This window comes from Ancylobacter radicis (assembly GCF_018449475.1).
In the GTDB taxonomy this organism is placed as follows: Bacteria; Pseudomonadota; Alphaproteobacteria; order Rhizobiales; family Xanthobacteraceae; genus Ancylobacter; species Ancylobacter radicis.
On record NZ_JAHCQH010000014.1, the window covers coordinates 228274 to 252459 of the forward strand.

The following is a 24186-nucleotide window of genomic DNA, read 5'->3' on the forward strand; positions in this document are numbered from 1 at the left end:
AAGCGACACCGTAAGTGATTTCGGTATCACGGTGACGGGCGGTTAAACCCGAAGCCTCAAGCTGTTGCCTTTCGCGGAGAACGTCCCGCCCATGTGTGGAATTATCGGCATTGTCGGAACGGCGCCGGTCGCCGACCGGCTGATGGAATCGCTCAAGCGTCTGGAATATCGCGGCTATGATTCTGCCGGCATTGCCACGCTGGAATCGAGCCACCTCGTGCGCTGCCGCGCCGAGGGCAAGCTGCGCAATCTCGAAACGGCGCTGACGCAGAGCCCGCTCGCCGGCCATAGCGGCATCGGCCATACGCGCTGGGCGACCCATGGCAAGCCGAGCGTCGCCAATGCCCACCCGCACGCCACCGCCCAGGTCGCGGTGGTCCATAACGGCATCATCGAGAATTACCGCGAGCTGCGCGACGAACTGATCGCCGAGGGCGCCAATTTCGAGAGCGAGACCGACACCGAGGTCGTCGCCCATCTGGTGACGTGCGAGATGCGCAAGGGCGCGGGTCCCGTGGATGCGGTGGCCGCCATCCTGCCCCGCCTCACCGGCGCCTTCGCGCTCGGCTTCCTGTTCGACGGCGAGGACGATCTGATGATCGGCGCCCGCAAGGGCAGCCCGCTCGCCATCGGCTTCGGCAAGGGCGAGATGTATCTGGGTTCCGACGCCATCGCGCTCGCCCCGTTCACCGACACCATCTCCTATCTGGAGGATGGCGACTGGGCGGTGCTGAACAAGCAGGGCGTGGTGATCCACGACGCCGGCAACAAGGTGGTATCCCGCCCGGTGCAGAAGACCTCGGCCTCGGCCTTTCTGGTGGAGAAGGGCAATTTCCGCCACTTCATGGCCAAGGAGATGCACGAGCAGCCGGAAGTGGTCTCGCACACGCTGGCGCATTATCTCGACCTCGCCGCCGAGACGGTGCAACTGCCGGGCAAGCTGCCCTTCGACATCGCCACGCTCGACCGTGTCTCGATCGCCGCCTGTGGCACCGCCTATTATGCGGGTCTGGTCGCGAAATACTGGATCGAGCGCATCGCCCGCATCCCCGTCGAGATCGACGTCGCCTCGGAGTTCCGCTACCGCGAGGCGCCGCTCGCGCCCGGCGGGCTGATGATCGTCATCTCCCAGTCCGGCGAGACCGCCGACACGCTCGCCTCCCTGCGTTACGCCAAGGCGTGCGGCCAGCACGTGCTGGCGGTGGTCAATGTGCCGACCTCGACCATCGCCCGCGAGGCCGATGTGGTGGTGCCGACGCTGGCTGGCCCGGAGATCGGCGTCGCCTCGACCAAGGCCTTCACCTGCCAGCTGGCCACGCTGGCGGCGCTGGCCGTGCTGGCGGGACGTGAGCGCGGCACCATTTCGACGGATGAGGAGCGCCGGCTGGTGCACGCCCTCGTCGAAGTGCCGCGCCTGATGAACGAGGCGCTGAAGCTCGGCCCGCAGATCGAGCAGATCGCCCGCACCTTCGCCAAGGCGCAGGATGTGCTCTATCTCGGCCGGGGCACCAGCTACCCGCTGGCGCTGGAAGGCGCTCTGAAGCTCAAGGAAATCTCCTACATCCATGCCGAGGGCTATGCCGCCGGCGAGCTGAAGCACGGGCCGATCGCGCTGATCGACGAGAAGATGCCGGTCGTCGTCATCGCCCCGCATGATCCGGTGTTCGAGAAGACCATGTCGAACATGCAGGAGGTCGCCGCGCGCGGGGGCCGAATCATCCTGCTGACCGACGAGACCGGCCGTCGCGCCGCTGGCTTCGAGACCGAGGCGACGCTGGTGCTGCCGGACATGGACCCGCTGATCGCGCCGCTGGTCTACGCCATCCCGGTGCAGCTTCTCGCCTATCACACGGCGGTGCAGATGGGCACGGATGTCGACCAGCCGCGCAACCTCGCCAAATCGGTAACGGTGGAATAGCCGGAGCCTCCGGGAAGACAACGCGGCCGCTGTCAAAACCGGCACCCCTTTCGCATGTCATGTGGAGCGGGTAGAAGCGCCCGACAGGTGAGGGCGTGCCGTCTGGGCGCGCAAGGACTGGGGAGAGACCGCATGACCGCCATCGTCGACATCATCGGGCGTGAAATTCTGGACAGCCGCGGCAACCCGACCGTCGAGGTCGATGTCGTGCTGGAAGACGGCTCGCGTGGCCGCGCCGCGGTTCCCTCGGGCGCCTCGACCGGCGCGCATGAGGCCGTCGAGCTGCGTGACGGCGACAAGGGTCGTTATCTCGGCAAGGGCGTGACCAAGGCGGTTGACGCCGTGAATGGCGAGATCTTCGACGCCATCGGCGGCATGGATGCCGAGGAACAGCCGGCTATCGACCAGATTCTGATCGAGCTGGACGGCACCCCGAACAAGGCCCGCCTCGGCGCCAACGCCATTCTCGGCGTGTCGCTGGCCGTCGCCAAGGCGGCCGCCAATGCCCGCGAGCTGCCGCTGTACCGCTATGTCGGCGGCGTCAATGCGCGCGTGCTGCCGGTGCCGATGATGAACATCATCAATGGCGGCGCCCATGCCGACAACCCGATCGACTTCCAGGAATTCATGATCCTGCCGGCGGGCGCGCCGAGCTTCGAGGAAGCCCTGCGCACCGGCGCGGAAATCTTCCACACGCTGAAGAAGGCGCTCAAGGACGCCGGCCACAACACCAATGTCGGCGACGAGGGCGGCTTCGCCCCGAACCTGCCGTCGGCGGATGCGGCGCTTGCCTTCGTGATGAAGGCCATCGAGACCGCCGGCTACAAGCCGGGCGAGGACGTCTATATCGGCCTCGACTGCGCCTCGACCGAGTTCTTCAAGAACGGCAAGTACGATTATGAGGGCGAGGGCGCGGTGCGCGATATCGAGGCACAGGTGAAGTACCTCGCCGATCTCGTCGCCCGCTATCCGATCGTCAGCGTCGAGGACGGCATGGCCGAGGACGACTGGGCGGGCTGGAAGCTGCTCACCGAGACCATCGGCTCCAAGTGCCAGCTGGTCGGCGACGATCTGTTCGTGACCAATGTCACGCGGCTGGAAGCCGGCATCAAGCAGGGCGTCGGCAACTCGATCCTGGTCAAGGTCAACCAGATCGGCTCGCTCACCGAGACGCTGAACGCGGTCGAGATGGCCCACAAGGCCGGCTACACCGCCGTCATGTCGCACCGCTCGGGCGAGACCGAGGACTCGACCATCGCCGATCTCGCGGTGGCCACCAATTGCGGGCAGATCAAGACCGGCTCGCTCGCCCGTTCGGACCGCACCGCCAAGTACAACCAGCTCCTGCGCATCGAGCAGGAACTCGGCCCGCAGGCGATCTATGCCGGCCGCGCGGCGATCAAGTCGCTCGGCTGAGGCGGGCAGGGGACCTCAAGCTCCCGCTTGAGATGCTCCTCATCCCCGGGCTTGACCCGGGGATCCAGCCTTCACGCTCTATTGTGAACGTACCAATGGCCGGGCCCCCAAGCCCGGCCATTGCCGTTTTGGCGCGCCCCCGTTCGCTCCACGTCCCGTCATGCTGAGGTGCTGGCCCACGGCCAGCCTCGAAGCACGCAGGCGGCGTCCTTCCTCTCAGTCCGTTGGGCGGCAGCGTTCTGCGTCCTTCGAGGCCCGGCGGTGCCGGGCACCTCAGGATGACGATGGATGTCGCGCGCATCGTCGTCCCCATTCCCCGCGCCATCCCCCACCATCGCCGACACAGTTAACGGAGCCTCAACCGCTCGCGGCTAGGGTCGCCTCATGATCATACGCACCCGCTGGCGCTCGATTCTCCAGACCGTCACCCTCCATCTCGGAGCGGCGGCGCTCATCGGCTATTTCGCCTTCCAGGGCTATAATGGCCAATATGGCCTGCTGGCCCGCCGCTCCTTCGAGCATCAGCACGCCGAGCTGACGGCCGAGCGCGACAAGATGCGCGCGCAGCGTGAGGCGCTGGAGGCGAAGGTCCTCCTGCTGTCGCCCAGCCGCATCGACGCGGACATGCTGGACGAGGAGGCGCGCTCGCTGCTCAACCTCGTTCACCCCAAGGACCTCGTCCTGCTGCGTCCGCAGCGGGCCGCGGTCCCCGCAAGCGATACCGGCGTCGCGGCCAACTAGTCGGCGCATCGCCTCTTTTTTGCGGAGTCGCAGGCGGTATACGGCATGCCAGAGGCGTTCAAAGGGGAAACCCCGCAATCGCAACAACTTAACTGAATGTGAGTTAAATCATCTGATTAACTCATATTCAGTTAAATGTGAGAAACCATTGCGCGTACAACATGTTGTGCGTTGCAGCATTGCGTTCTGAGCGTAGCGCCGTAACGAAAGCTGCGATATGAAGCTCGTCGAACACGTCGCGAGCTGAGGATGCGCCATGGTAACTGCCGCGAAGAAGTCGGCCGCCAGCACGACCGTTGGAAAAGCCCCCGCCGCCCCGAGGACCTCGGGACGCCGCGTTGAGAAGGCGTCCGCGGTGCTCGAATTCTCCAAGGCAGATGAGATCGAAGCGTATCGCCGGATGCTTGAGATCCGCCGCTTCGAGGAAAAAGCCGGCCAGCTCTATGGCATGGGCCTGATCGGTGGCTTCTGCCATCTCTATATCGGCCAGGAAGCCGTCGTTGTCGGCATGCAGGCTGCGCTCAAGCAGGGCGATCAGGTCATCACCGGCTACCGCGACCATGGCCACATGCTGGCCTGCGGCATGGACCCCAAGGGCGTGATGGCCGAGCTGACCGGCCGCCGTGGCGGTTATTCCAAGGGCAAGGGCGGCTCGATGCACATGTTCAGCATCGAGAAGGGCTTCTTCGGCGGGCATGGCATCGTCGGCGCTCAGGTCTCGCTCGGTACCGGCCTCGCCTTCGCCAATCACTACCGTGACAATGGCAATGTCACCCTGGCCTATTTCGGCGACGGCGCCGCCAATCAGGGCCAGGTCTATGAGAGCTTCAACATGGCGGAGCTGTGGAAGCTGCCGGTCGTCTACGTGATCGAAAACAATCATTACGCCATGGGCACTGCGGTGAACCGCGCCTCCGCCCAGACCGATTTCTCCAAGCGCGGCACCTCCTTCAACATCCCCGGCGAACAGGTCGACGGCATGGATGTGCGGGCCGTGCAGGCCGCCGGCGAGCGCGCGGTCGAGTTTGCCCGCTCCGGCAAGGGTCCCTACATCCTCGAAATGCTCACCTACCGCTATCGCGGCCACTCCATGTCGGACCCGGCGAAGTACCGGTCCAAGGAGGAGGTGCAGAAGATGCGCACCGAGCACGACCCGATCGAGCAGGTGCGCGCCCGTCTTCTGGACAAGAAGTGGGCCACCGAGGACGAGCTGAAGGCGATCGACGCCGAAATCCGCGACGTGATGAACGCCGCGGCGGACTTCGCCAGCCACGATCCCGAGCCGGATCCGTCCGAGCTCTACACCGACATCCTGCGCTGAGCGGCGGCGCGCTGATGCTGGCCGAACTGTTCTGGGTCATGCTCATTGCCGGCAGCGCCTCAGCTGTCGTGCTCTGGGTGTTCGCCGCCCGGCTCGCGGTCAGCCTCGCCACCGCCCGCCGGGCCGGCGTCCTGGCCTATGCCGGGGCGGTGTTCTGGCCCTTCGGCGCCCGCCGTCTGGCCGATGCCTCGCCTGAAAACGCGACCCGTCTGAACAAGATGATGGTCGCCTTCTTCCTTGCCCTACTCGTGGCCATCTCCTCGATGGCCGTCTACAGCAACCTGACGTTCGTTCTGCCCGTACCGCCGCAGTGACGCGCGATCTCGCCTCACGTTCTTTTTGGGGAACGCCGCCATGCCGACCGAAATTCTGATGCCTGCCCTGTCTCCGACCATGGAGAAGGGAAATCTGGCCAAGTGGCTCAAGAAAGAGGGCGATGCGGTCAAGTCCGGCGACGTCATCGCCGAGATCGAGACCGACAAGGCCACGATGGAGGTCGAGGCGATTGACGAGGGCACCCTCGGCAAGATCCTGGTGCCCGAGGGCACGCAGGATGTCGCGGTCAACACCCCCATCGCCGTGATCCTGGCCGATGGCGAGGATGCGAGCGCCATCGGCACCGCGTCGCCGCAGGCCGCCGAATCCGCGCCGCCCGTCGCCGCCGCCCCGCTGGAGCCCTCGCCGGTCGCCAGCGCCGCGCCGGCCGCGCCGGCCATCGTCACTTCGGCGGTCGCCAACCCGCCCCAGCCCGAGGCGGTCCCCGAGCCGGACGTGCCGGAGGGCACCGAGATGGTCAACCAGACCATGCGCGAGGCGCTGCGCGACGCCATGGCCGAGGAGATGCGCCGCGACGGCGACGTCTTCGTCATGGGCGAGGAAGTCGCCGAATATCAGGGCGCCTACAAGATCACGCAGGGCCTGCTCCAGGAATTCGGGCCCAAGCGCGTCATCGATACGCCGATCACCGAGCACGGCTTTGCCGGCGTCGGCGTCGGCGCGGCGATGGCCGGGCTGAAGCCGATCGTCGAGTTCATGACCTTCAACTTCGCCATGCAGGCGATCGACCAGATCATCAACTCCGCCGCCAAGACGCATTACATGTCCGGCGGCCAGATCGGCTGCTCGATCGTGTTCCGTGGGCCGAACGGCGCCGCCGCCCGCGTCGCCGCCCAGCACAGCCAGGACTACACCGCCTGGTACAGCCACATCCCCGGCCTCAAGGTCATCGCCCCCTATACGGCGGCCGATGCCAAGGGCCTGCTCAAGGCGGCGATCCGCGATCCCAACCCGATCATCTTCCTTGAGAACGAGATTCTGTACGGCCACTCCTCGCCGGTGCCGAAGCTCGACGATTTCGTGGTGCCGATCGGCAAGGCGAAGGTCGCCCGCGCCGGCAAGGACGTCACGCTGGTGGCCTGGTCCATCGGCATGAACTACGCGCTGAAGGCGGCCGAGGAACTCTCCAAGCTCGGCATCGAGGCGGAAGTCATCGACCTGCGCACCATCCGCCCGATGGATGTCGACACCATCCTCGCCTCGGTGAAGAAGACCGGCCGCTGCGTCACGGTGGAGGAGGGCTGGCACCAGTCCGGCGTCGGCGCCGAGATCGTCGCCCAGCTCATGGAAAAGGCGTTCGACTATCTCGACGCCCCCGTGCTGCGCGTCACCGGCAAGGACGTGCCGATGCCCTACGCCGCCAACCTCGAAAAGCTTGCGCTCCCCACGGTGCAGGACGTCATCGACGCCGCCCGCGCGGTCACCTATCGCTGAGGCCGGAGTTCGCCATGCCCATCGACATCCTGATGCCGGCCCTGTCTCCGACCATGGAGAAGGGCAACCTCGCCAAATGGCTGAAGAAGGAAGGCGACAAGGTCGCGCCCGGTGACGTGATCGCCGAAATCGAGACCGACAAGGCCACGATGGAAGTCGAGGCGATCGACGAGGGCGTGCTGGCCAAGATCCTGGTGCCGGAAGGCACGCAGGACGTGCCGGTGAACCAGCTCATCGCCGTGCTCGCCACCGAGGGCGAGGATGCGAAGGCCATCGCCGCCGGTGGCGCCGCGCCCAAGGTCGAAGCCCCCAAGGCGGAAACTCCGAAGGCTGAGGCCCCGAAGGCGGCCGAACCGGCTGCGGCTCCCGCGCCCGTGGCCGCCGCTCCTGCGGCGCCCGCTCCCGCCGCTTCGGGCGAGCGCGTGTTCGCCTCGCCGCTGGCCCGCCGTCTGGCCAAGGAGAAGGGCGTCGACCTCGCCTCTGTGAAGGGTTCCGGCCCGCGCGGACGCATCGTCGCCGCCGATGTCGCCACCGCCACGCCCGGCGCCGCCAAGCCCGCGACGTCGTCCGCTCCGGCCCCGTCCGCCGCCGCTCCCGCTGCGGCGCCGGTGGCACCCGCCGCGCCGTCCAACGCCGCGATCCTCGAACAGGCCAAGGCCTATTACGAGCCGGGCACCTATGAGGAGATCCCGCTCGACGGGATGCGCCGCGTCATCGCCCAGCGCATGACCGAGGCCCGCCAGGCGGTGCCGACCTTCTACCTCACGGTGGATTGCGACATGGACGCGCTGCTGAAGCTGCGCGAGGAACTGAACAAGGCCGCGCCCGAGAAGGACGGCAAGCCGTCCTACAAGCTCTCGGTCAACGACTTCGTCATCAAGGCCTATGCGCTCGCCTTCCAGCAGGTGCCGGATGCCAACATGGTGTGGGGCGGCGATCGCTACCTCAAGCTGAAGCACTCCGACATCGGCGTTGCCGTGGCGATCGACGGCGGCAAGGGGCTGCTCACCCCGATCATCCGCAAGGCCGAGACCAAGACCCTGTCGGCGATCTCCAACGAGACCCGCGATCTCGCCGGCCGCGCCCGCAACAAGAAGCTGGCGCCTAACGAGTATCAGGGCGGCTCCTCGGCGATCTCCAATCTCGGCATGTTCGGGATGAAGAACTTCACCGCCATCATCAACCCGCCGCACGCGACCATTCTCGCGGTCGGCGCGAGCGAGCAGCGCGCCGTGGTGAAGAAGGGCGAGCTGGCGGTTGCCACCGTGATGACCGTCACCATCTCCTGCGATCATCGCGTCATGGACGGCGCCATGGGCGCCCAGCTTCTCAGCGCCTTCAAGGCGATCATCGAGAAGCCGATGTCGATGCTGGTCTGAGGAACGATCATGGCGAACACCTACGACGTTCTGTTCATCGGCTCGGGCCCCGGCGGCTATGTCGGGGCCATCCGCGCCGCCCAGCTCGGCCTCAAGGTCGGCGTCATCGAGCGGCAATATGTCGGCGGCATCTGCCCGAACTGGGGCTGCATCCCGGCCAAGGCGCTGCTGCGCTCGGCCGAGATCTTCCACTATATCGAGCACGCCAAGGATTACGGCCTCGTCGCCGAGAAGTTCGGCGTCGACATTGCCGGCGTGGTGAAGCGTTCGCGCGGCATCGCCGCCCAGATGAGCAATGGCGTCGGCTTCCTCTTGAAGAAGAACAAGGTCGACGTGATCTGGGGGCAGGCGACGCTGACCGCCCCCGGCAAGGTCACGGTCGCCCCCTCCGCTGAACCCGCGCCCAAGGGCGCGCTGGCGGCGGGCGAGTACACGGCGAAGAACATCGTCATTGCCACCGGCGCCCGCCCGCGCGCGCTGCCCGGCATCGAGCCGGACAAGAAGCTGATCTGGACCTATTTCGAGGCGCTGGCCCCGGCCAGCGTGCCGAAGTCGCTGCTGATCATGGGCTCGGGCGCCATCGGCGTCGAATTCGCCTCCTTCTACAAGGCGATGGGTTCGGACGTGACCATTGTCGAACTCCTGCCGCAGATCCTCCCGGTCGAGGATGAGGAGATCGCCGAGCACGCCCGCAAGCGTTTCGAGAAGCAGGGCATCAAGATCCTCACCGGCGCCAAGGTCTCCAAGGTGGTGAAGGGCGCGGACAGCGTCACCGCCACCGTCGAGACGGCGGACGGCAAGAGCCAGACGATCACCGCCGACCGGCTGATTTCCGCTGTCGGCGTGGTCGGCAACATCGAGAATCTCGGCCTTGAGGCGCTCGGCGTGAAGACCGACCGTGGCTGCGTGGTGGTGGACGGCCTGTGCCGCACCAACATTCCCGGCCTCTGGGCCATTGGCGATGTCGCCGGCCCGCCCATGCTGGCCCACAAGGCCGAGCATGAGGGCGTGATCGCGGCGGAAGCCATCGCCGGCAAGCATGCCCATCCGATGGACAAGCTGATGATCCCCGGCTGCACCTATTGCATGCCGCAGATCGCCTCCGTCGGCCTCACCGAGAAGCGGGCGAAGGAAGCCGGCTTCGAGATCAAGGTCGGCCGCTTTCCCTTCATCGGCAATGGCAAGGCCGTGGCGCTCGGCGAATCCGAGGGAATGGTCAAGACCATCTTCGACGCCAAGACCGGTCGCCTGCTCGGCGCGCATCTGGTCGGCGCGGAAGTCACCGAGATGATTCAGGGCTTCGTTCTGGCGATGAATCTCGAGACCACCGAGGAAGAACTGATCAACGCGGTGTTCCCGCACCCGACCGTGTCCGAGACCATGCATGAAAGCGTGCTGGCCGCGTTCGGGCGCGCCATCCACATGTGATGTGCCGGCGGCAGGGCGTGGCTGACTGACAGTCACGCTCCCGTCACCCGCCTGATCTTGCCTTGGAACAGACGCAACGCCACATTCGGCGCTGTATCGCAGGAGGTAACATGACGGGTGTCGGTATTTTCGGCGCGATCATCATCGGCATCTTCGCCGGCTGGATCGCGGAGAAGGCGTTGGGGCGCAGCCACGGGCTGTTCGTCAATCTCATCGTCGGGCTGGTCGGTTCGCTGCTCGGCGCGGTTCTGTTCTCCACGCTGAACATCAATGTGCAGGCCGGCTGGATCGGTAGCCTGATCGTTTCCTCGGTGGGCGCGGTCGTTCTGCTGTTTCTGCTGGGCCTGTTGCGGCGCTGACGCAGGGGCGTTCTGCGTCCCTATCGGTCGACGCCAGCCGCGCGCTCGACTAGGAATGAAGGGATGGCGCCCTTGGCGCGCCATCGCCCGGAAGGTCGCCCATGGTCGTCGTCCTCAATACGCTGAACCGAGCCCTCGAAAAGCCGCGTCACCCGGAAAAGGTGAAGCGCGCCGAGACGCCGATCCTCAAGAAGCCGGACTGGATTCGTGTCCGCGCCCCCGGCACGCCCGGATGGCAGGAAACGGCGGACATTGTCCGCGCCAATGGCCTCGTGACCGTGTGCGAGGAGGCGAGTTGCCCGAATATCGGCGAGTGCTGGCAGAAGAAGCACGCCACCTTCATGATCATGGGCGACACCTGCACGCGCGCCTGTGCCTTCTGCAATGTGCGCACCGGCATGCCCGGCCCGCTCGATCAGGACGAGCCGCAAAAGGTGGCGGATGCCGTCGCCCGTCTCGGCCTTGAGCACGTCGTCATCACCTCGGTGGACCGCGACGATCTCGCCGATGGCGGCGCCGAGCATTTCGCCCGCACCATTCGCGCCATTCGCGCCACCAGCCCGAAGACCACCATCGAAATCCTCACCCCCGATTTCCTGCGCAAGGACGGGGCGCTGGAAGTGGTGGTGGCGGCTCGGCCGGACGTGTTCAACCACAATCTGGAATGCGTGCCCTCGCTCTATCTGAAGGTGCGGCCCGGCGCGCGCTACTTCCACTCGCTGCGCCTGCTGCAGCGGGTGAAGGAACTGGACCCGACCATCTTCACCAAGTCCGGCATCATGGTCGGGCTGGGTGAGGTGCGTAACGAGGTGCTCCAGCTGATGGACGATCTGCGCTCGGCGGAGATCGACTTCATGACCATCGGCCAGTATCTCCAGCCGACCCGCAAGCACCACCCGGTCATGGCCTTCATCACGCCGGAGGACTTCAAGTCCTACGAGACCATCGCCTATGCCAAGGGTTTTCTGATGGTCTCGTCGAGCCCGCTGACGCGCTCCTCCCACCATGCCGGCGAGGATTTCGCCCGGCTGCGCGCCGCCCGCGCCGCCAAGCTCGGGACCGACGCCGTCGCCACCGCGCGCCCCGGCGTGGCGCATATGGCGACCGCCTGAGCCATGCCGTCCTTCCGCAACAAGCGGCGCGTCGCCCATTCCGCCACGCACATGTTCGATCTGGTGGCGGATGTGGATCGCTACCCGGAATTCGTGCCGCTGTGCGAGAGCCTGTCGGTGCGGCGCCGGGTGGCCAGCGGGGAGGGCGTCGACATCCTCGTCGCCGACATGACCGTCGCCTACAAGGTGTTCCGCGAGAGCTTCACCAGCCGCGTCACGCTGGACCGGCCGCGCCTCGTCATCGTGGTGGAATATCTCGACGGGCCGTTCAGCCGGCTGGAGAATCGCTGGAGCTTCAAGCCGGACGGCGAGCACGCCTGCGAGGTGGAGTTCTACATTTCCTATGAGTTCCGCTCGCGCACCCTCGGCCTGCTGATGGGCGCGATGTTCGACGCCGCGTTCCGCCGCTTCGCCGATGCCTTCGAAAAGCGGGCCGATGCGGTTTATGGCCGTCAGGGCGTGACAGGTTCCTGAGCCGCCAGCTCGGCCAGCATCGCCAGCGCCGTCAGCACGGAGAGCCGGCGCACCCCGGAGCGGTCCTCACCCGCGAACACCTCCCGCCGCTCGACCATCCGCCCGCTGGCGCTGGCGGCGGCGAAATGGACGAGGCCGACCGGCTTTGAAGCCGAACCGCCGCCGGGCCCGGCAATGCCGGTGATCGACACGCCAAGCGAGGTGCCGGCGACGCGCAGCAGACCGCTCACCATCTCCCGCGCCGTCTGCGCACTCACCGCGCCATGGGCCTTGAGCGAGGCGGGGGAGACGCCGAGCATCTGCTGCTTGGCCGTGTTCGAATAGGTGACATAGCCCCGGTCGACCACATCGGAGGAACCGGCGATCTCGGTCAGGGCGCCGGCGACGAGGCCCCCGGTGCAGGATTCGGCGGTCGCGACGGTGAGGCCGCGCGCGCGGCACAGGTCGAGCACGCGGATCGCCTGTAGGATGACGGCGTCGACGTGATCCTGATCGGTCATGGCGTGATCCTCATTGGCCTGACTGTTCACCTCACTGCACTCACCTGCTAGTCGAGCCAGGGCAGCCGCACCGTCGCCGCCGCCAGCGCCGCGATGCCTTCGCCGCGCCCGGTGAACCCCAGCCGCTCGCTGGTCGTGGCCTTGACGGAAACCCGCGCCGGAGAGATTTCCACAATCTCCGCAATAGCCTGGCGCATGGCGTCGCGATGCGGGCCGATCTTCGGCGCTTCACATATTACCGTCGCGTCGAGATGGGTGATCAACCCGCCCGCCTGCCGCACCAGAGCCGCCGCATGGGCCAGAAAACGGTCGGACGAGGCGCCTTTCCATTGTGGATCAGAAGGCGGAAAATGCGAGCCAATATCGGCACTTGCGACCGTTCCCAGAAGTGCGTCGGTAAGGGCGTGAAGCACCACGTCAGCATCCGAATGGCCGGCAAGCCCCTGCGTGAAAGGTATTTTTACACCTCCAAGCACGACATGATCGCCCTCGCCAAAGGCATGGACGTCAAAGCCGGTGGCGGTGCGGACATCGAGGAGGTCGGCGGCGGCGCGTCGTTCGGCGGTCACGAAATCCTCTTGGGTGGTCAGTTTGATATTCGCGGGATCGCCGGCAAAGGCAAAGACGCGGTGCCCGGCGGCCTCGGCCACCGCCGCGTCATCGGTCAGCGTGTCGACGGGCGCGGCCCGATGGGCGTGCAAAATCAACGCGTAACGAAAGGCTTGCGGGGTCTGCACGCTGCGCAGGCGGTCGCGATCCGGGCCGGTGGAGAGGCTGTCATCGGCGCCCAGCGCCTTGATCGTGTCGACCAGTTTGAGGGCGGGAATGGCCGCCCCATGGTCGCGCGCGGCCGCGATGGCCTCCGCGATGAGCCGGTCGCTGACAAAGGGGCGGGCGGCATCATGGATCAGCACGAGGTCCGGCGGGTCGCCTGCGAGGGCCTCAAGGCCCGCCCGGACCGACGCCTGCCGGGTCTCGCCGCCCGTCACCGGTGTTTTTATACCTCTGACGTCCCGCATCGATTCGGCGCACAGTGCGGCGTGGTCCGGGTGGATGACGGGGAGGATATGGCGGATCCCGGGATGGCCGGCAAAGCGTTGCAATGTCTGGCGCAGCACGGTCTGCCCGCCAATGGTGCGGAACTGCTTGGGCAATCCCTCGCCCGCTCTTTGGCCGCGCCCTGCCGCCACCACGATCACGTCCGTGCGCATCGCCGCCGTCACCACCTCATTGGCTGATCTCACCGTCATCAGCCCCGCTTGCCCTCGCCGTCCGTTTAGCGCAAAAGCGCAGAGGGTTTGCAAATCATTTGACATAAGTCACTCGGAAGGGTTGATGGCAGGCGCGGCATGGCTATTATGTAGGCATAGCCAGCCGGGCTCATTTCCTGTGCATCGAGTGATCAAGGTTTGACCCTTTCCGTCTCCGCCAATACCAAATTACCGATCGGGCCGGTTTCGGTGCCGAATCGCGTGGTGCTGGCGCCCATGGCCGGCATTACCGATGCCCCGCTGCGGCGCATGGCGCTGCGCTATGGCGCGGGTCTGGTCGTGTCGGAAATGGTGGCATCCGATGCGCTGGCGCGCGGTCACGAGGAGACCGTGCTGCGGGCGGAAGGCGAGGGCGTCGCGATTCACGCCGTGCAGCTTGCCGGCAACCAGCCGGGCTCCATGGCCCATGCCGCGCGGATCGCCGAAGGCGCGGGCGCGGCGATCATCGACATCAATATGGGCTGTCCGGCCAAGCGCGTGACCACCGGTCTCGCAGGTTCGGCGCTGCTGCGCGACCTCGATCTCGCCACCCGCATCATCGAGGCCGTGGTGTCCGCCGTGAAGGTGCCGGTGACACTTAAAACCCGTCTTGGGTGGGATGATACCGCAACCGTGGCCCCGGAGCTTGCCCGCCGCGCCGAGGCGATCGGCGTTCAGCTCATCACCATTCACGGCCGCACGCGCTGCCAGTTCTACACCGGCCGCGCGGACTGGAGTGCCATCCGGGCGATTTCCGAGGCGGTTTCGATTCCCGTTCTGGCCAATGGGGATCTGGTGGATGCCGAGGACGCCCCCGCCATGCTGGCGGCCTCCGGCGCCACCGGCCTGATGGTCGGGCGCGGCGCGCAGGGCCGCCCCTGGTTTCCTGGCCAGGTCGCAGCCCGTCTCGCCACTGGCCACGTGCCGGCCGATCCGGCGCTGGCCGAGCAGCGCGACGTTCTGCTGGAACTGTATGATGGCTGGCTCGCCCATTATGGCCGGGAGCTTGGCCTGCGCTGCGCGCGCAAGCATATCGGCTGGGCGCTCGCGGCCGCCGCGCACAGCGCCGGTCGCCCGCCCGAAACCGCTCGCCTCTGGCGCCAGCGCCTGCTGACATTGGATGAGCCGGCTCATGTCGCCGCCGGCATTCGCGATGCCTATGACGACCTCGCCTGGAGACACGCGGCATGACGTTGGCGCCTTCGGACCAAGCCTCCACGCCTGCGGCCCGTATCAATGCGGAAGCCGTGGTCAATGCCTTGCCGCATCCGGTGATCACGGTGGCGGAGGATGGGCGGCTGGTGGACGCCAATGTCGCGGCCGAGGCCTTCTTCGAGGCCTCGCTGGCGGTGCTCGTCCGGCATCGGCTGCAAGACTTCGTGCCGTTCGGAAGCCCGATCCTATCGCTGGTCGATCAGGTGCGCGCCCGAGGGGCGGCGGTTAATGAATACCGCGTTGATCTCGGCACGCCACGCAATGGCGGCGAGCGCATCGTCGACATCCATGTCGCGCCCTTGTCGGAGGTTGCCGGGCAGGTGGTCATCATGCTCCAGGAGCGGACCATTGCCGACAAGATGGACCGCCAGCTCACCCATCGCGGCGCCGCCCGCTCGGTGACGGCGCTGGCCGCCATGCTCGCCCATGAGATCAAGAATCCGCTGTCCGGCATTCGCGGCGCGGCGCAACTGCTTGAATTGTCGGCCAGCGATGACGACAGGTCGCTCACCCGGCTGATCACCGATGAGGCCGACCGGATCGTCAAGCTGGTCGACCGGATGGAGGTGTTCTCCGACGAGCGCCCCATCGAGCGCGAGCCGGTCAACATCCACGCGGTGCTGGAGCATGTGCGCACGCTGGCCAGCTCGGGTTTCGCGCGGCACATCCGCTTCGTCGAGGAGTATGATCCCTCGCTGCCGCCGGTATTCGCCAACCGTGACCAGCTTGTGCAGGTGTTCCTGAATCTCGTGAAGAACGCTGCCGAAGCCATTGGCGAATCATCAGATGGTGAGATTCAACTCACCACGGCGTTCCGTCCCGGCGTGCGCCTCATGGTGCCGGGCGCACCGGCGCGGGTGAGCCTGCCGCTGGAATTCTGCGTGAAGGACAACGGTCCCGGAGTACCGGAAGACCTGATGCCTCACCTGTTCGATCCCTTCGTCACCACCAAGCCGACCGGCACCGGGCTGGGCCTTGCTCTGGTGGCGAAGATCGTCGGCGACCATGGCGGTATCATCGAGTGCGACAGCCAGCCGCGCCGTACCACCTTCCGTGTCCTCATGCCCATGTACCGCGCCAGCCGCGGTAGCGAGAACAGTTGAGAACGCTAATGCCCACGGGAAGTATCCTGGTTGCCGATGACGACGCCGCCATCCGCACCGTTCTCAATCAGGCGCTGTCTCGGGCGGGCTATGAGGTGCGCTCCTGCGGAAACGCTGCCACGCTCTGGCGCTGGGTGAGCCAGGGCGACGGCGATCTCGTCATTACCGATGTGGTGATGCCGGATGAGAACGCCTTCGATCTGCTGCCGAGGATCAAGAAGGTGCGCCCCGACCTGCCGGTCATCGTCATGAGCGCGCAGAACACCTTCATGACGGCGATCCGCGCCTCCGAGAAGGGTGCCTATGAGTATCTGCCCAAGCCCTTCGATCTGAAGGAGCTTATTGCCATCGTCGGCCGTGCCCTGTCCGAGCCGAAGAAGCCCGAGGCCGCCCTGCGGGCCGGCGGCGACGAGGTGGACAACATCCCGCTGGTCGGCCGCTCGCCCGCCATGCAGGATATCTACCGCGTGCTGGCGCGCCTGATGCAGACGGACCTCACCGTCATGATCGCGGGCGAGAGCGGCACCGGCAAGGAACTGGTGGCCCGCGCGTTGCACGATTATGGCAAGCGCCGCAACGGGCCGTTCGTGGCCATCAACATGGCCGCCATTCCACGCGACCTGATCGAATCCGAGCTGTTCGGCCATGAGAAGGGCGCCTTCACCGGCGCCAATTCGCGCTCGGCCGGCCGCTTCGAGCAGGCCGAAGGCGGCACGCTGTTCCTCGACGAGATCGGCGACATGCCGATGGAGGCGCAGACCCGGCTGCTTCGCGTGCTTCAGCAGGGCGAATACACCACCGTGGGCGGACGCACGGCCATCAAGACCGATGTCCGTATCGTCGCCGCGACCAACAAGGATCTGCGGATTCTGATCCAGCAGGGCCTGTTCCGCGAGGATCTGTTCTTCCGGCTGAATGTCGTGCCGCTGCGTCTGCCGCCGCTGCGCGAGCGCGCCGAGGACGTGCCGGATCTTGCCCGCCACTTCTTCCTTCAGGCGGAGCGTGAAGGCCTGCCGCGCAAGCAGATCGATGCGGCGGCGCTGGACCGGCTGAAGCGTTATCGCTGGCCGGGCAATGTGCGCGAGCTGGAAAACCTGATTCGCCGCCTCTCCGCGCTCTACCCGCAGGAGATCATCACCGGCTCGATCATCGAGGCAGAACTCTCCACCCCTATCTCGACCGCGTCGCCGGAAGAGTCCGGGCAGGACGAGACGCTGTCGGCTTCAGTTGAGAGGCATCTTAATACCTACTTCGGCGGATTCGGCGAGAATTTGCCGCCACCCGGTCTCTATCACCGCATTCTGAAGGATGTGGAGTATCCGTTGCTCTCGGCGGCCCTGGCGGCCACGCGAGGCAATCAGATCAAGGCGGCGGAACTGCTCGGCCTCAACCGCAACACGCTGCGCAAGAAGATCCGGGATCTCGACATCCAGATAATCCGCACGAGCCGGTAAAATGGTGCGACTTCCGCGAATAAATCGCGGGAGTGCCCTTCTCTGTCACATTTTTGCACCAGTGTCGTCTCACTGCATCACTTGAGCCGGCCGAATCCCGCCCGCCGGCAGGGTGATGAATGAACGACGCCTCGATACGAGAAAGCGACCGCCGCGACAGTGAGCGGCAGGAAGCTCCCGACTTCGGCGGGATGGGCTTCCGCTTTTCGCTGTGGGGCCTGCCGCCGCTTCTGGTCCTGCTGGCGCTGATTACGGCTCTCACGAGCTTCATCATCCTCATCGGTATAACCCCGCTGGTGCCCTCGCAAGAGGTCGTCATCATCGTGCTGTGCCTGAACGGCGTGATGTCGCTGGTGCTGGTCGGCATCATCGGCCGTGAGGTCTGGCGCGTCGTGAAGGCGCGGCGGCGGGGCAGGGCGGCGGCGCGCTTGCATGTGCGGGTTGTGGGCCTGTTCGGCATCGTCGCTGTGGTACCGGCGTTGCTGGTGGCGCTGCTGGCCAGCATTACGCTGGATCGCGGCCTCGACCGCTGGTTCTCGGTGCGCACCCGCGCCATTGTCGATAATGCCGTGTCCGTCGCGCAGACCTATGTGCGCGAGCATGCCTATTCGATCCGCGGCGACATTATGGGCATGGCCCGCGATCTCCAGCGCATCCGGCCTCTGTGGGATCAGGACCGCAGCCGGTTCCGTCAGGCAATGACGGCGCAGGCCGTGGTGCGCGGTCTTCCAGCGGCGATGGTGATCCAGCGCGATCTTGCCATTGTCGAGCGCGCGCCCATCCGGGTGGGGCGCGAATTTGTGGTGCCATCCAACCTCGCAGTGCAGGACGCCACCGAGGAGCAGCCCCTCATCTATCTGCCGAACGATGCCGATTTCGTCGGCGCGGTCATACCGTTGAAGGACTTTGGCGACCTGTTTCTTTATGTCGCCCGCCCGGTGGATCCTCGCGTCATTCAGTATCTCAAGGAGACCCAGGCGGCGGTTGCCGATTACCGCCTTCTGGAGCAGCAGCGTTTCGGCGTGCAGGTCGCTTTCGCATTGCTCTATGCGGTCATTTCGCTGACCGTCCTATTGTGCGCGGTCTGGCTCGGCATCCACTTCGCCAATCGCCTCGTGGCGCCGATCCGTCGGCTGATCGGCGCCGCCGATCTGGTGGCGGCGGGCAATCTCTATGTGCAGGTGCCTGTGCACCGCGGGGAGGGCGATCTCTCCAGCCTCGCCGAGACCTTCAACAAGATGACGCAGGAGTTGCGCACGCAGCGCGACGACCTCGTCCATGCCCGCGACCAGATCGACAGCCGGCGGCGTTTTACCGAAGCGGTGCTCTCTGGCGTCGGCGCGGGCGTGATTGGCCTCGATTCCACCGGCCGCATTTCCATCCTCAACCGTCCGGCAGAGAAGCTGCTTGGCGTGACCGAGGCCGAGGTGCTGGGCCAGGAACTCGGGGCCGTGCTGCCCGAAATGGGCCCCTTGCTGGCGGAAGCGATGCAGGCGGCCGAGCAGCGCAGCGTGCAGGCCAACATCACGCTCACCCGCAATGGTCGGGATCGGGTGATTGCGGTGCGTGTCACGACCGAACAGTCGCGTGAGGCCGAGCATGGTTGGGTGGTGACGCTGGACGACATCACCGAACTGGTGCTGGCCCAGCGTTCCTCCGCCTGGGCGGACGTGGCGCGGCGCATTGCGCATGAGATCAAGAACCCTCTGACCCCCATCCAACTCTCCGCGGAGCGGCTGCGGCGGCGCTATGGCAAGGTGATCGGTGAGGATCGTGAGGTGTTCGATCAGTGCACTGAGACCATCATCCGGCAGGTTGGTGACATCGGACGCATGGTGGACGAGTTCTCGTCCTTCGCCCGCATGCCGAAGCCGGTCGCCGAGGCGCAGGACGTGGCGGAGACGGCGCGGCAGGTCGTGTTCCTGATGCGGGTCGGCAATCCCGATATTGCCATCGAGTTCGACGTGCCGGACGCGCCCGTGGTGGCCCGGTTCGACCGGCGGCTGATCTCGCAGGCGCTGACCAATATCGTGAAGAACGCCACGGAGGCGCTGGCCGCGGTGCCGCCGGACGAGCGCACCGAGCCGCCCCGCATCAGGGTCGATCTCAGCGCGGATGAGCGCCGCATCATCATCGACGTCATTGATAACGGTAAGGGATTGCCGTCCGAGAACCGCGCGCGGTTGCTCGAGCCCTATGTAACGACACGCGAGAAGGGCACCGGCCTCGGCCTCGCCATTGTCGGAAAGATCATGGAGGAGCACGGCGGCGGCATCGAGCTGCTGGATGCTCCGAGCGGAAGGGGGGCCTGGATCAGGCTCACCTTCTCCCGCGATGGCGGTTCCGCCTCGCTCAACAATAATGGTGCGGGTGAGACATCCCCCACCAGTGAACACGCTGGCTGAAGGAGAACGGACTCATGGCGACCGATATTCTGATCGTCGACGACGAGGCCGATATTCGAGGTCTGGTAGCCGGTATTCTCGAGGATGAAGGCTATAGCGCCCGCACCGCGAAAGACAGCGACGAGGCACTCGCGGCCATCGAGGCGCGTCGTCCGCATCTGATCTTCCTCGATATCTGGATCGAGCGCAGCAAGCTCGACGGGCTCCAGCTTCTGGAAATCATCAAGAAGAACCACCCGGAATTGCCGGTCGTGATGATCTCCGGCCACGGCACCATCGAGACGGCCGTCGCCGCGATCCGGCAGGGCGCCTACGACTTCATCGAGAAGCCGTTCAACTCGGATCGACTGATTCTGGTGGCGGAGCGGGCGCTGGAGACGCTGCGGCTCAAGCGCGAGGTGCGGGACCTCAAGCAGCGCGCCTCGGTCGCCCAGCAGCTTGTGGGCCACTCATCGGTCATCAACCAGCTGCGTCAGGCCATTGAGCGTGTGGCTCCGACCAATAGCCGCATCATGATTGTCGGCCCGTCCGGGTCGGGCAAGGAACTCGCGGCACGGATGATTCATGCCGCCTCCGGCCGGGCGAACGGTCCCTTCGTCGTCATCAACGCCGCCGCGATCACCCCGGAACGCATGGAAGTCGAGCTGTTCGGCGTGGAGACGGCGGACGGGCAGGGGCGCCAGACCGGGGCGTTGGAGGAGGCGCATGGCGGCACGCTGTTCATCGACGAGATCGCCGATATGCCGCGTGAGACGCAGAACCGCATTCTCCGGGTTCTGGTCGATCAGAACTTCCTGCGCGTCGGCGGTGCTACGCGTGTCGCGGTGGATGTGCGGATCATTTCCTCCACCGGCCGGAATCTGGAGAAGGAGATCGCGGAGGGGCGCTTCCGCGAGGATCTCTATCATCGCCTCGGCGTGGTGCCGATCCGTGTCCCCCCGCTGGCCGAGCGGCGCGACGATGTGCCGGAACTGGTCGAGTTCTTCCTGGACCAGATATCGCAGGCAACCGGCCTGCCGCGTCGACGCATCGCCGATGATGCACTCGCGGTGCTCCAGTCGCATGACTGGCCGGGCAATGTGCGCCAGCTCCGCAACAATATCGAACGGCTGCTGATCCTTGCGTCCGGCGATGTCGATGTGCCGGTCACTGCTGACATGCTGCCGCCGGATGTCGGCTCGCTGGTGCCGAGCCTGCCGAATGGCAGCGGTGGGGAGCATCTGATGGGTCTGCCGCTTCGGGATGCCCGCGAGGTGTTCGAGCGCGAATATCTGATCGCCCAGATCAGCCGCTTTGGCGGCAACATCTCACGCACGGCCGAGTTTGTCGGCATGGAGCGTTCGGCCCTCCACCGCAAGCTCAAGGCCCTGGGGATTGGCTGAACCGGCCGGTACCTCAACTCGCTGATCTGTGGCCTCGCGCCGAACCTGCTATAGAGTGAATCGGTAACGCAGCCCCGCGTCGCAGGGGCGGCGTGGGAGGTTCGAGCGAGGGGTTCATGAAGGTCGTCATTTGCGGCGCGGGCCAGGTCGGCTTCGGCATCGCGGAACGGCTCGCCGCCGAACAGAACGACGTTTCGATCATCGATACGTCGCCTCGCCTTATTCAGGCTGTGACCGATTCGCTCGATGTGCGCGGCTTCGTCGGGCACGGATCGCATCCCGATGTGCTCGCGCGCGCTGGCCTTGATGCGGCAGACATGCTCATTGCCGTCACACTGCATGACGAGGTGAACATGATCGCGTGCCAGGTAGGGCACGCGCTGTTCGATGTGCCGACCAAGATCGCGCGGGTGAGAGCGCAGACCTACCTTCAGGGACACTGGCGCGACCTGTTCTCCCGCGATCATCTGCCGATCGACGTGGTGATTTCGCCGGAAATCGAAGTCGGCGAGATGGTGCTGCGGCGCCTCTCGCTGCCCGGCGCCGTCGATACGGTAAGCTTCGCCGAAGGCAACGTCGTCGTAGTGGGCGTGCGCTGTCTTGATGACTGCCCGGTCCTCGATACGCCGTTGCGCCAGCTTACGGATCTATTCCCGGATCTGCAGGCGGTGGTGGTCGCGGTGAACCGCCGCGGCAAGGTGTTCGTGCCGCACAGCACGGATGCTCTGCTTGCCGGCGATATCGCCTATTTCGTCGCGCAGAGCGACCAGGTGACGCGCACCCTCTCCATTTTCGGCCATGACGAACCGCCGGCACAGCGCATCGTGGTCGCTGGCGGCGGCAATATCGGGCTCTACGTCGCTCGCGAACTTGAACTGCGCAATCCGCGCGCCCGCATCAAGATCATCGAGGATAACGCCGCTCGATCGGAGGTCATCGCGCAGGAACTCACCCGCTGCGTCGTCCTGCGTGGCAGCGCGCTCGACCGCGCCATTCTTGAGGAAGCGAGCGTCGGCGACGCGGACACGGTCATCGCCGTGACCAATGACGACCGGGTGAACATCCTCTCCTGTCTTCTGTCCAAGGAACTGGGGGCGAAGCGCATGCTCTCGCTGCTCAATGATCCGAACTATCCCGCCTTTGCCCGCGGGCTGGGTATCGACGCCTATGTGAATCCGCGTCAGATCACCGTCTCGAAGATTCTCCAGCATGTCCGTAAGGGCCGTATTCGCGGCGTCCACTCCCTGCTCAATGGGGCAGGGGAGGTGATCGAGGCCGAGGCGCTGGAGACGTCCCCGCTGGTCGGCAAGCCGCTGAAGCAGCTCGACCTGTTCGATGGCATGCGTATCGGTGCCGTCGTCCGCGCCGGGCGGGTGATCCTCCCGCGTGGCGATACCATCATTCAGGCCCGCGATCGGGTCGTGATGTTCGCGCTCGCCGAGCGGGTGAAGCGCGTGGAGCAGTTGTTCCGCGTCAGCCTCGAATTCTTCTGAGAGCCGCCGATGACCGCCGTCGCTCGTCACAGCGCCTTCGCTGCGGCTGTCATGGCCGGCTTCATGCTGGTGGCTGCCCTGGTGGCGCTGTTTCGCAATGAGAGCGGTGCCGACGTCTTTCTTGCGACGGCGCTGCTGACGATCTTCGGGGCCGGAGCCGTGTTTCTGGCTGTCCGCAACCGCCCGGCGAGGCTCGACCGGCGGTCCGCCTTTGCCTTGCTGGTCATTCTCTGGGGCGGGGTTCCACTCTTGGCGGCGCTGCCTGTCGCCGCGACCACCTCGCTTGGTCCTATGGGCGCCTGGCTGGAGGCGGCTTCTGCCTTCACCACGACGGGTCCCGTGCAGATCCACGATATTGACGGCGTCCCGCGGGCTACATTGGCGTGGTTGCTGACGCTGCAATGGGGCGGTGGTCTTCTTACCCTGATCGGCTTTGTTGCCGTGCTCGGGCCTGCGGGTATTGGGGGCTTGCCGGACCGTAGCGCCCGCGCGACCCTGCTCGGGGCAAGCGAGACGTCGGCACTGGAGGATGCGTTGCGGGTCGTGCTGCCGATCTATCTCGGCGCGACGGTAATCTGCACCTTCCTGCTGTTCGCCGCCGGGGAGCGCATGTTCGACGCGCTCGGCCTTGCTGGCGCAGCCCTGTCGACGGGTGGATTGCTGCCGGATGAAGACGGCATGGCCGCGCATGGGCATTCCATCGTCAAGCTCATCTTCATGGTCTTCATGCTCGTCGGTGCGACCAGCATTCTCTGGCAGCGCCTGTTGCTCACCCGGCGTTTCAATCTCGCTTTGGGGCAGCAGGAGAACATTGCGTTGCTCATGCTCGTGGTGGTGCTGGGCATCATCGCGGCCGCCATCGACTATAACAGTGCCGCGAGCCCTCTCTTCCTGCCGCTGGCGCTGGAGGATGGTCTCTTCACGGCCGTGTCACTCGTGACAACGACCGGGGTCGAGCCGCATGGCGGCGCCTTCGCCAGCCTGCCGATCGTCCTGGTTGCGGCGGTGGTTTTCGTCGGCGGAGCGAGCTTCTCCACGGCCGGGGGCATCAAATTGTACCGTGCGGGTATTATGGGCCTGCAGGGTTATCTCGAACTGGAGCGCCTGATTCATCCGCACGCGGTCCGGCCGCGGCGGCTCGGGCAGCAGCACATCACGCTTCAGATGATGAAGGCCATCTGGATCATGTTTGGTGTTGCCTGCACCAGCGTTGCCGTTCTCACCATTACGCTGGCACCGGCGATGCCCAGTTTTGAGGCGTCCTTCATGGCCGCGCTCTCTGCGCTGTGGAATGTCGGACCTATCTACGGGGCGGGCTGGGAGACCAGCAGCGTCTGGCCGGTCTGGACCGGTCTGCCGGTCTACGCGCAGGTGATATTGATTATTGCCATGACCATGGGGCGGTTGGAGATTCTTCTCGTCCTTGGTCTCGCCAACTTTGCTTTCTGGCGGCGTTGATGCCGCCG

At 65.8% G+C, this 24186-nt stretch carries 20 protein-coding genes; 18 read left to right on the forward strand and 2 right to left on the reverse strand.

The window, feature by feature from the left end; genetic code table 11:
* Nucleotides 1–91 precede the first annotated feature (91 nt).
* The 11 genes from glmS (at nucleotide 92) to KIP89_RS04360 (ending at nucleotide 11918) form a co-directional block, all read left to right on the forward strand.
* Entirely contained in the window at nucleotides 92–1918 is a 1827-nt protein-coding gene (glmS, locus tag KIP89_RS04310) for a glutamine--fructose-6-phosphate transaminase (isomerizing) (RefSeq protein WP_213754177.1), read from the forward strand.
* A 132-nt stretch (nucleotides 1919–2050) separates the two neighbouring features.
* Nucleotides 2051–3334 carry a phosphopyruvate hydratase gene (gene eno / locus KIP89_RS04315; RefSeq protein WP_213754178.1) on the forward strand — a complete coding sequence of 428 codons (1284 nt, stop codon included), beginning with the start codon at nucleotides 2051–2053 and terminating at the stop codon, nucleotides 3332–3334.
* A 384-nt stretch (nucleotides 3335–3718) separates the two neighbouring features.
* Nucleotides 3719–4075 carry an FtsB family cell division protein gene (locus KIP89_RS04320; RefSeq protein ID WP_213754179.1) on the forward strand — a complete coding sequence of 119 codons (357 nt, stop codon included), beginning with the start codon at nucleotides 3719–3721 and terminating at the stop codon, nucleotides 4073–4075.
* Between the two features lie 256 nt (nucleotides 4076–4331).
* Complete coding sequence (gene pdhA / locus KIP89_RS04325; protein ID WP_213754180.1) at nucleotides 4332–5396, forward strand: pyruvate dehydrogenase (acetyl-transferring) E1 component subunit alpha; 1065 nt, start codon at nucleotides 4332–4334, stop codon at nucleotides 5394–5396.
* 14 nt (nucleotides 5397–5410) lie between these two features.
* Complete coding sequence (locus KIP89_RS04330) at nucleotides 5411–5710, forward strand: hypothetical protein (RefSeq protein WP_213754181.1); 300 nt, start codon at nucleotides 5411–5413, stop codon at nucleotides 5708–5710.
* A 40-nt stretch (nucleotides 5711–5750) separates the two neighbouring features.
* A complete protein-coding gene (locus KIP89_RS04335; RefSeq protein ID WP_213754182.1) occupies nucleotides 5751–7166 on the forward strand; it encodes a pyruvate dehydrogenase complex E1 component subunit beta in 1416 nt (471 codons plus the stop codon).
* A gap of 14 nt (nucleotides 7167–7180) precedes the next feature.
* Entirely contained in the window at nucleotides 7181–8545 is a 1365-nt protein-coding gene (locus KIP89_RS04340) for a pyruvate dehydrogenase complex dihydrolipoamide acetyltransferase (RefSeq protein WP_213754183.1), read from the forward strand.
* A gap of 9 nt (nucleotides 8546–8554) precedes the next feature.
* Nucleotides 8555–9973, forward strand: a complete 1419-nt coding sequence (lpdA, locus tag KIP89_RS04345; RefSeq protein ID WP_213754184.1) for a dihydrolipoyl dehydrogenase — start codon at nucleotides 8555–8557, stop codon at nucleotides 9971–9973.
* Between the two features lie 110 nt (nucleotides 9974–10083).
* Entirely contained in the window at nucleotides 10084–10332 is a 249-nt protein-coding gene (locus tag KIP89_RS04350; RefSeq protein WP_213754185.1) for a GlsB/YeaQ/YmgE family stress response membrane protein, read from the forward strand.
* A gap of 101 nt (nucleotides 10333–10433) precedes the next feature.
* On the forward strand, nucleotides 10434–11444 hold the full coding sequence (gene lipA / locus KIP89_RS04355) for a lipoyl synthase (RefSeq protein WP_213754186.1): 1011 nt from the start codon (nucleotides 10434–10436) through the stop codon (nucleotides 11442–11444).
* A 3-nt stretch (nucleotides 11445–11447) separates the two neighbouring features.
* Nucleotides 11448–11918: a type II toxin-antitoxin system RatA family toxin gene (locus KIP89_RS04360; RefSeq protein WP_213754187.1), complete on the forward strand. Its 471-nt coding sequence runs from the start codon at nucleotides 11448–11450 to the stop codon at nucleotides 11916–11918.
* Here KIP89_RS04360 and KIP89_RS04365 read toward each other — a convergent pair.
* Together KIP89_RS04365 and KIP89_RS04370 are read right to left on the reverse strand one after the other, a co-directional pair.
* On the reverse strand, nucleotides 11897–12418 hold the full coding sequence (locus tag KIP89_RS04365; protein WP_213754188.1) for a CinA family protein: 522 nt from the start codon (nucleotides 12416–12418) through the stop codon (nucleotides 11897–11899). The two genes, KIP89_RS04360 and KIP89_RS04365, sit on opposite strands and share 22 nt — an antisense overlap.
* 47 nt (nucleotides 12419–12465) lie before the next feature.
* A complete protein-coding gene (locus KIP89_RS04370; protein WP_369807056.1) occupies nucleotides 12466–13641 on the reverse strand; it encodes a bifunctional 2-C-methyl-D-erythritol 4-phosphate cytidylyltransferase/2-C-methyl-D-erythritol 2,4-cyclodiphosphate synthase in 1176 nt (391 codons plus the stop codon).
* 186 nt (nucleotides 13642–13827) lie between these two features.
* Here KIP89_RS04370 and dusB point away from each other — a divergent pair, with 186 nt between their 5' ends.
* The 7 genes from dusB (at nucleotide 13828) to KIP89_RS04405 (ending at nucleotide 24178) form a co-directional block, all read left to right on the forward strand.
* Nucleotides 13828–14859, forward strand: coding sequence for a tRNA dihydrouridine synthase DusB (gene dusB / locus KIP89_RS04375; RefSeq protein WP_213754189.1), 1032 nt, complete (start codon nucleotides 13828–13830; stop codon nucleotides 14857–14859).
* Nucleotides 14856–15986 (forward strand): two-component system sensor histidine kinase NtrB, encoded by a 1131-nt coding sequence (locus KIP89_RS04380; RefSeq protein ID WP_213754190.1) that lies wholly within the window; start codon nucleotides 14856–14858, stop codon nucleotides 15984–15986. The genes dusB and KIP89_RS04380 overlap by 4 nt, the downstream gene beginning before the upstream one ends.
* 8 nt (nucleotides 15987–15994) lie before the next feature.
* Nucleotides 15995–17440, forward strand: a complete 1446-nt coding sequence (ntrC, locus tag KIP89_RS04385; protein ID WP_213754191.1) for a nitrogen regulation protein NR(I) — start codon at nucleotides 15995–15997, stop codon at nucleotides 17438–17440.
* A 119-nt stretch (nucleotides 17441–17559) separates the two neighbouring features.
* Nucleotides 17560–19845, forward strand: a complete 2286-nt coding sequence (locus KIP89_RS04390; protein WP_213754192.1) for a sensor histidine kinase NtrY-like — start codon at nucleotides 17560–17562, stop codon at nucleotides 19843–19845.
* A 14-nt stretch (nucleotides 19846–19859) separates the two neighbouring features.
* Complete coding sequence (ntrX, locus tag KIP89_RS04395; RefSeq protein ID WP_213754193.1) at nucleotides 19860–21227, forward strand: nitrogen assimilation response regulator NtrX; 1368 nt, start codon at nucleotides 19860–19862, stop codon at nucleotides 21225–21227.
* A gap of 116 nt (nucleotides 21228–21343) precedes the next feature.
* Entirely contained in the window at nucleotides 21344–22720 is a 1377-nt protein-coding gene (gene trkA, locus KIP89_RS04400) for a Trk system potassium transporter TrkA (protein ID WP_213754194.1), read from the forward strand.
* Between the two features lie 9 nt (nucleotides 22721–22729).
* On the forward strand, nucleotides 22730–24178 hold the full coding sequence (locus tag KIP89_RS04405) for a TrkH family potassium uptake protein (protein ID WP_213754195.1): 1449 nt from the start codon (nucleotides 22730–22732) through the stop codon (nucleotides 24176–24178).
* The last annotated feature ends 8 nt before the right edge of the window (nucleotides 24179–24186 follow it).